Here is a 6,752-nt window from a genome sequence, read left to right as displayed (position 1 = left end):
ATGCCGCCAAACTTAGCCCGCCACTTGTAGAACGTCGCCGAACTGATGCCGTGTTCCCGGCATAGCGTTGGGACTGGCTTGCCAGCCTCTGCCTCCTTAAGCACGGTGATGATTTGGCTGTCCGAAAATCTCGATTTCTTCATTTTGTAGAACTCCCTCTATCCGAGAAAATTCTACTTCTGCACACCCCTATTTTCCGGGGGGATTACCCCATGGCAGGGCCCCCGCTGACTGAGAACTCGGTATGGGGTTGCGCGTAGCGGTTATTACCGTAACTGGGTAAAGATGAAAAACGCAGGGTAGGGTGCTGGGAGACAAAGGCTAAGTGTTTATCGGCACGGCGGCCTGACAGAATTTCATCACCGACGATGACTGCACCGAACACGATCGACATAGCTATATTCCCAGGTATGAAGTAAAAACGGCCCGCATTTGCGGGCCGTTGCCATCGGTAGATTTATTCACCCAGATAGGCGTGTTGCACTTTCTCGTTGGCTAGCAGGGCTTCTGCTGTATCGGCATAAGTGATCTTGCCGCTTTCCATCACATAGCCCCGGCTTGCTGTCTTAAGCGCCAGTTTGGCGTTCTGCTCCACCAGCAACATCGTGACGCCTTCGCTGGCGATCTGGCGAATGATTTCGAAGATCTTCTGCACGATGATCGGTGCCAAGCCCATTGAAGGTTCATCCAGCAGCAGCAGTTTAGGGCGCGCCAGAATGGCACGGCCCATAGCCACCATTTGCTGTTCACCGCCAGACAGGGTGCCGGCCAGCTGCTTGAAACGCTCTTTCAGCCTGGGGAACAGGGTATAGACGCGGGCCAGATCGTTTTGGATCTCAGCCTTGTCATTCCGGTAGTACGCCCCCATCAGCAGATTTTCTTCCACCGTCAGCCGCGGGAAGATACCCCGGCCTTCCGGCACCATGGACAAACCCCGTGACACATAGTGATAGACGGGAATACGCGACGTATCCTGGCCGTCGTAAAGAATCGTACCGGCGGCGGGTTTGATCATGCCGACCAGGGTTTTCAGCGTGGTGGTCTTGCCGGCGCCATTGGCACCAATCAGCGCCACCAGTTCGCCTTGCTTGATTTCAAGATCAATGCCCTTGACCGCCTGAATACCACCGTAGGCGACCTGCAGGCCTTTGACTTCCAGCAGTTTCTTGTCGTTGTTGCTCATGCTGTTCCTTAATCCGGCGTGGCGCCGAGATATGCCTCGATCACGCGCGGGTCGTTCTTGACGACTTCCGGCACCCCTTCGGCAATTTTCTTGCCGTAGTCGAGCACGGCGATGCGGTCGCACAAGCCCATCATCAATTTCACATCATGTTCGATCAGCAGGATGGTGACGCCGTCAGTGCGAACCTTTTCCATCAGGCGCTTCAAGTCGTCGGTTTCCTTGCCGTTCATGCCGGCAGCGGGCTCGTCCAGCGCAAGCAGTTGCGGGTCGGTAGCCAGTGCGCGCGCAATTTCCAAACGACGCTGGTCGCCATAGGAGAGATTCTTGGCATGCTCTTCAGCATGCTGGCGGATGCCGACGTAGTCGAGCAGTTCGATAGCCCGTGCCTTGATGGCGGCTTCCTCGGTACGTGTCCCCTTGTTGCGGAACACGGCGCCAATCACGCCAGCCTTGGTACGCACATGGCGGCCCACCATCACGTTTTCCAGCGCCGTCATGTTATGGAACAGGCGGATGTTCTGGAAAGTACGGGCGATGCCACTGTCTACAACCACATTGGGCTTCTTGCGGAATAGGTCGATGCCCTTGAAGGTGAATTTGCCTTCATCAGGTTGATAGAGTCCAGTCAGCACATTGAACAGTGTGGTCTTGCCTGCGCCGTTCGGGCCGATCAGGCCGTAGATTTCGCCCTTGTTGATGGATAGGGCAACATCGCTCAGTGCATGCAGGCCGCCAAAACGCTTGTGGATGCCGGAAATCTCCAGCAACAGCTCAGTTTTTTCTTGATTAGCCATGAGCGGAATCCTTTTTAGCCGCTTCAGCAGCTGCCTTTTCGTCTTTCTCGTGGAACTCGGCCTTACGGCGTTTGGATGGCCATAATCCTTCCGGCCGGACCAGCATCACAAAGATCAGGGCCAAGCCGAACAACAACATGCGCAGGTTTTCCGGGTTGACGACACGTTCACCCAGCAATTTGTCCTGTAGTGGGTTGACCACGTCACGCAGTACTTCAGGGGTAAGGAACAACAAGACGGCGCCGAGGATTACACCGGGGATATGGCCCATACCACCCAATACCACCATGGCCAGCACGACGATGGATTCCATCAGGATGAAGCTCTCGGGAGAGACAAAACCCTGGAAGCTGGCAAACATCGCACCCGAAACACCACCAAACGAAGCACCCATGGCAAATGCCAACAGCTTTACATTGCGGGTATTGATACCCATGGCCTGCGCGGCAATCTCGTCTTCACGAATCGCCACCCATGCCCGACCGATACGCGAACTTTGCAAGCGGATTGACACCACGATGATCAGCAAGGCCAATGCAAGGAACAGGTAGTAGTACAGGTGGACGCTGCGGAATTCGATGCCGAATACGGTGATAGCTTGCGAGAACTTGTGACCAAACAGGCTCACCGGTTCAATCAGGTTTACGCCTTGTGGGCCGTTGGTAATGTTGATGGGACGATCCAGGTTGTTCATGAACAAGCGGACGATTTCACCAAAACCCAAGGTTACGATGGCGAGGTAGTCACCACGCAACTTCAGGGTGGGAGACCCGAGCAACACCCCAAATAACCCTGCCATCAGCGCTGCCAGTGGCAGCACTACCAGCAGGGGCATATGCAGGATCCATTCGAAGCCTGTACCAGCCAGCATGGGTACCAGATGCGGCGAATTCAGCAGAGCGTATACATAGGCACCCACCGCGTAGAAAGCGATATAACCTAGGTCGAGCAGGCCTGCGTAACCCACCACAATATTCAGACCCAATGCCAGCATGATGTAAAGCATGGCGAGGTCGAGGTTGCGTACCCAGGTATTGCCCAGGGTTGCGCCCATAAGGAACGGTAGGATAGCCAACACGACGGCGAAAATCGCCATACCGATGTAGGCTGTGGCCTTGTTTTGTTTATTGATGGCAAACATTGTTCTATTTCTCCCGATCAGGCGCGTTCAGCAACACGTTCGCCCAAGAGGCCGCTTGGTCGGAAGACCAGCACGAGGATCAGCACCATGAAGGCGAAGATATCCTGGTAATGGCTACCCAGCACACCGCCGGTCAAAGGTCCCAGGTACCCCGCACCGACGCTTTCGATAATACCGAGCAGAATGCCGCCGGCTACTGCGCCGCCCAGGTTGCCAATACCGCCAAGCACCGCTGCGGTAAAGGCTTTGAGGCCAATCATGAAACCCATGGTGGGGTAGGCCAGGCCATAATTTGCACCAACCATCACACCAGCAACGGCACCAAGGCCAGAGCCGATGACAAAGGTCATGGAAATCACATAATTGATGTTGACGCCCATCAAACTGGCAACGGCCTGATTCATGGATACTGCACGCATGGCGCGACCGAGCTTGGTCTTTTCAACCATCACCAGCAGTCCCAACATGATCAGTATGGCCAGGGCGACGATGACAATTTGCAAGTCGGTAATGACGGCACCAAAGAAATTATGGGGTTCGTGCGGAAGTAAATCAGGGAATGACCGGGGGTTGTTTTTCCAGATAAGCACCGCAACCTGTTGCAGTACGATGGAGATACCGATTGCAGTAATCAGTGGGGCAAGCCGAGGTGCCTTGCGTAGCGGACGGTACGCGACACGCTCGATAATAAAGCCGATCAGCATGGTGATTGGGATAGCAACCAATAATCCGCCAACGACGAGAACCGGTCCGGGTAGGCCGATGCCGCTGGCTGAGATAACGCTGATGGCTGAGATGGTGATCATGGCGCCCATCATCACAATTTCACCATGGGCAAAGTTGATCAGTTGGAGAATGCCGTAAACCATGGTGTAGCCCAGTGCAATCAGCGCATAAATGCTGCCGACCACTAGGCCGTTGATGAGTTGCTGAATAAAAATATCCACGCGTTGACTCCCCGTCTTGTTGCGTGTGGGAAAGCGAATCGTACTGCCAGTAACAGACGAAACCCCGAGCGCCTAGTGCATATTATATTTAGGCGCGGGCGGGATTCTGACTGTGGCTTGATACCTGTAGTAGTTAGGGAAAACGGAATGAAAAAGGCGGCATCTCCCGATGCCGCCTTTCATCCGTTGGTTCGGATTTACTTCGGTGCTTCTGCTGGTGCGGCGGCTGCGGCATCTGCTGGGGCAGGTGCAGCCGAGGTTGCAGCAGATGCAGGTGCAGCACCGCCTACTGTGGCAACGGCTTCCCATACGCCGTTCTTCACTTGGTATACCGTGACATTACCGCCGATCACATCGCCCTTGGCATCAAACTTGATGGGGCCGGTTACGCCGGCGTAGTCGGTTTTTGCCATTTCGGGCAGGTACTTGGCCGGGTCTGACGAACCAGCCTTCTTCATGGCGGCAACCATCACGCGGGTAGCGTCATAGGTGAATGGTGCGTAGATCTGGATTTCGGTATTGAACTTGGCTTTGTACTTCTCGTTGAAGGCAGCGAACCCGGGCATCTTGTCCTTGGGCATGCCAGGTTGCGAGGCGTATTGGCCTTCGGCATTGTCACCTGCCAACTTGATGTACTCACCGGTCTGGAAACCGTCGCCACCGATTACCTTGGCGGTGACGCCAAGCTTTTTGAGCTGCTGGGTTAGTGGGCCGGCTTGTGCATCCATACCACCGTAGAAGATGACATCTGGCTTCTTACCCTTGATGGTGGTCAGGATGGCCATGAAGTCGGTAGCCTGGTTGGTCGTGAATTCACGACCCACTACAGTTACGCCCTTCGCTTTGGCGGCTTTCTCAAATTCATCTGCCAAGCCTTGGCCGTAAGCGGTACGGTCGTCGATGATCGCGACTTTCTTGGCTTTGAGGGTGGTGGCGGCGAATTCACCCAAAGCGCCACCTTGGGCGATATCGTTGGCGATCACACGGAATGCGGTTTTGAAACCTTGTTGTGTGTAAGCTGCGTTGGTTGCCGAAGGCGAGATTTGGGGAATACCTGCATCGGAATAAATCTTCGAAGCAGGTATGGTTGTGCCTGAGTTCAGGTGGCCGATCACCCCAGCAACCTTTGCGTCTACAAAACGCTGCGCCACTGTGGTGGCGGTTTTCGGGTCGGCTTGGTCATCTTCCGAAACCATCTCAAATTTGACCTTCGTGCCACCGATTTCGACGTTCTCAGTGTTCAGCTCATCGATCGCCAGGCGGACGCCGTTTTCATTGTCCTTGCCCAGGTGTGCGATGTTGCCGGTCAAGGGTGCTGCGTGACCGATTTTGATAACAGCTTCGCTAGGGGAGGCGGCGGGGACTGGCGCAGCAGCTTCTGCCGCGGGTGTCTCTTCTTTGTTGCCGCAGGCGGCGAGCGCCAGAACGGCGGAGGCTAGTAGGCTGTAACGAGCCAAAGTCATCTAAATTCCCCTTTTGAAAAACCGGTATTCCAATAAGTAAGAACCCCGCTTGTTGGGAGGTTCTTTTTCAGGCAAAAACCCGCCCGGGATATTGCGCCCGACTTTTCTAGCTTGTCAATGAGGCTGGGACAGGTGTTGCGTGGCTTGAATACCGCTTATCGTCAGGCTTTGCGCCAACATCATAATTCAAGTAACCAAGTCTACCTGCTGTAGTGTGCCCAACTGGCCATTTTCCGCAAGATAGAGACCTGATCGCCTGATCTGGCCATGCTCACGGTTGGTTTGATCCCGAAGCGAGAAGTCGGTATCCGCATATCCCAGGTGCAGTGCGCCGATGCCAGCGGTAGCCAAATCCAGCAGCCTGTTTTTACCGTCGGCATCGCGTATCCATAGAGACAGTTTCTTCCATACAGAATCCGTCTCGTCTATCCAGCCATTGCCATCATCGTCATAACGCGCCAGATCGGTGAAGCCGTTGCCATTCTGAGTGCCGAAGAGTTCCTGGCCATCGTTGACGATACCGTCGTTGTTCTTGTCCAGCGCAAGAAAGCCGCTACCTTCGCTCACAAAGGAAATGTTGTCCTCGGTGCCATCTGCATCCAGGTCAAAGTTGAACTTGTCTTGTGTAAGTGTGGCCGATGCCGTGCTGTAATTCAGTACCAGGGGGTCGCGTTTGGTACCTTGGTTGCCAATGCTGAAGCGGGTTTTGGTTGTTTCGGTGAATTCCCGGTACAGGTTGAGAACGGTATCGAATTTGAACTGTCGACCATCTTGTGTGGTTGCGGTTCCATTGGCCTCAAAGCGGGTTGCTTCTGTTTCGCGACGTTCTTCCTGATACTCATGTTCAATTTGCCACGTGATCTGTGGTGGTGTCGCGGCTTGCGACTGTGCTGGTGGCGAGGAAGGGGTCATGTCGGGGGCTGGACTGCCAATGGGCACGATGTCGTTGATATCGATCTCCTGTCCGGTCAGTTTCTTGATGAGTTCTTGAATCAGTCTCCAGAGTGGGTGATTCAGGAGCTGGCTACGCAGGTCGAGCAGATTGTCGTGTTGCTGAGCGGCAAGTGCATCGGGGGAAAGTGTCACGCTATCAGGTGTGTTTTCTCGGGGCGGTTCGACGCGTACTTCCACATGTAATTTTTCTTGAACGCGATGTTCGTGCGCAGCAGTACGCTGCCCGGCCAGTTGGACCTGGGATTGCTGGATTTTCATGTTCTTCTCCTG

8 protein-coding genes are annotated in these 6,752 nt (G+C 54.6%); all 8 read right to left on the bottom strand.

Translation table 11 applies throughout. The features are described 5' to 3' along the window. On the bottom strand, nucleotides 1-143 hold a 143-nt coding region (locus ACUHMQ_RS08060), incomplete at its 3' end, for a transposase (protein WP_445294942.1). 62 nt (nucleotides 144-205) lie between these two features. Continuing rightward, entirely contained in the window at nucleotides 206-394 is a 189-nt protein-coding gene (locus ACUHMQ_RS08055) for a hypothetical protein (protein WP_445294940.1), read from the bottom strand. Between the two features lie 63 nt (nucleotides 395-457). Then, the gene (locus ACUHMQ_RS08050) at nucleotides 458-1,183 is read right to left on the bottom strand and encodes an ABC transporter ATP-binding protein (RefSeq protein WP_445294939.1); all 726 of its coding nucleotides are present in this window, start codon (nucleotides 1,181-1,183) and stop codon (nucleotides 458-460) included. An 8-nt stretch (nucleotides 1,184-1,191) separates the two neighbouring features. Next, the gene (locus tag ACUHMQ_RS08045) at nucleotides 1,192-1,977 is read right to left on the bottom strand and encodes an ABC transporter ATP-binding protein (RefSeq protein ID WP_445294938.1); all 786 of its coding nucleotides are present in this window, start codon (nucleotides 1,975-1,977) and stop codon (nucleotides 1,192-1,194) included. After that, nucleotides 1,970-3,118 (bottom strand): ABC transporter permease subunit, encoded by a 1,149-nt coding sequence (locus tag ACUHMQ_RS08040; RefSeq protein WP_445294937.1) that lies wholly within the window; start codon nucleotides 3,116-3,118, stop codon nucleotides 1,970-1,972. The genes ACUHMQ_RS08045 and ACUHMQ_RS08040 overlap by 8 nt, the downstream gene beginning before the upstream one ends. Before the next feature lie 17 nt (nucleotides 3,119-3,135). After that, complete coding sequence (locus ACUHMQ_RS08035; RefSeq protein ID WP_445294936.1) at nucleotides 3,136-4,065, bottom strand: branched-chain amino acid ABC transporter permease; 930 nt, start codon at nucleotides 4,063-4,065, stop codon at nucleotides 3,136-3,138. Between the two features lie 197 nt (nucleotides 4,066-4,262). Continuing rightward, complete coding sequence (locus ACUHMQ_RS08030) at nucleotides 4,263-5,528, bottom strand: branched-chain amino acid ABC transporter substrate-binding protein (protein WP_445294935.1); 1,266 nt, start codon at nucleotides 5,526-5,528, stop codon at nucleotides 4,263-4,265. Between the two features lie 186 nt (nucleotides 5,529-5,714). Next, nucleotides 5,715-6,740: an SPM autocatalytic domain-containing protein gene (locus ACUHMQ_RS08025; RefSeq protein ID WP_445294934.1), complete on the bottom strand. Its 1,026-nt coding sequence runs from the start codon at nucleotides 6,738-6,740 to the stop codon at nucleotides 5,715-5,717. Nucleotides 6,741-6,752 lie beyond the last annotated feature (12 nt).

This window comes from Chitinimonas violaceus (assembly GCF_052601015.1).
This window is presented reverse-complemented; position numbering and strand designations above follow the sequence as displayed.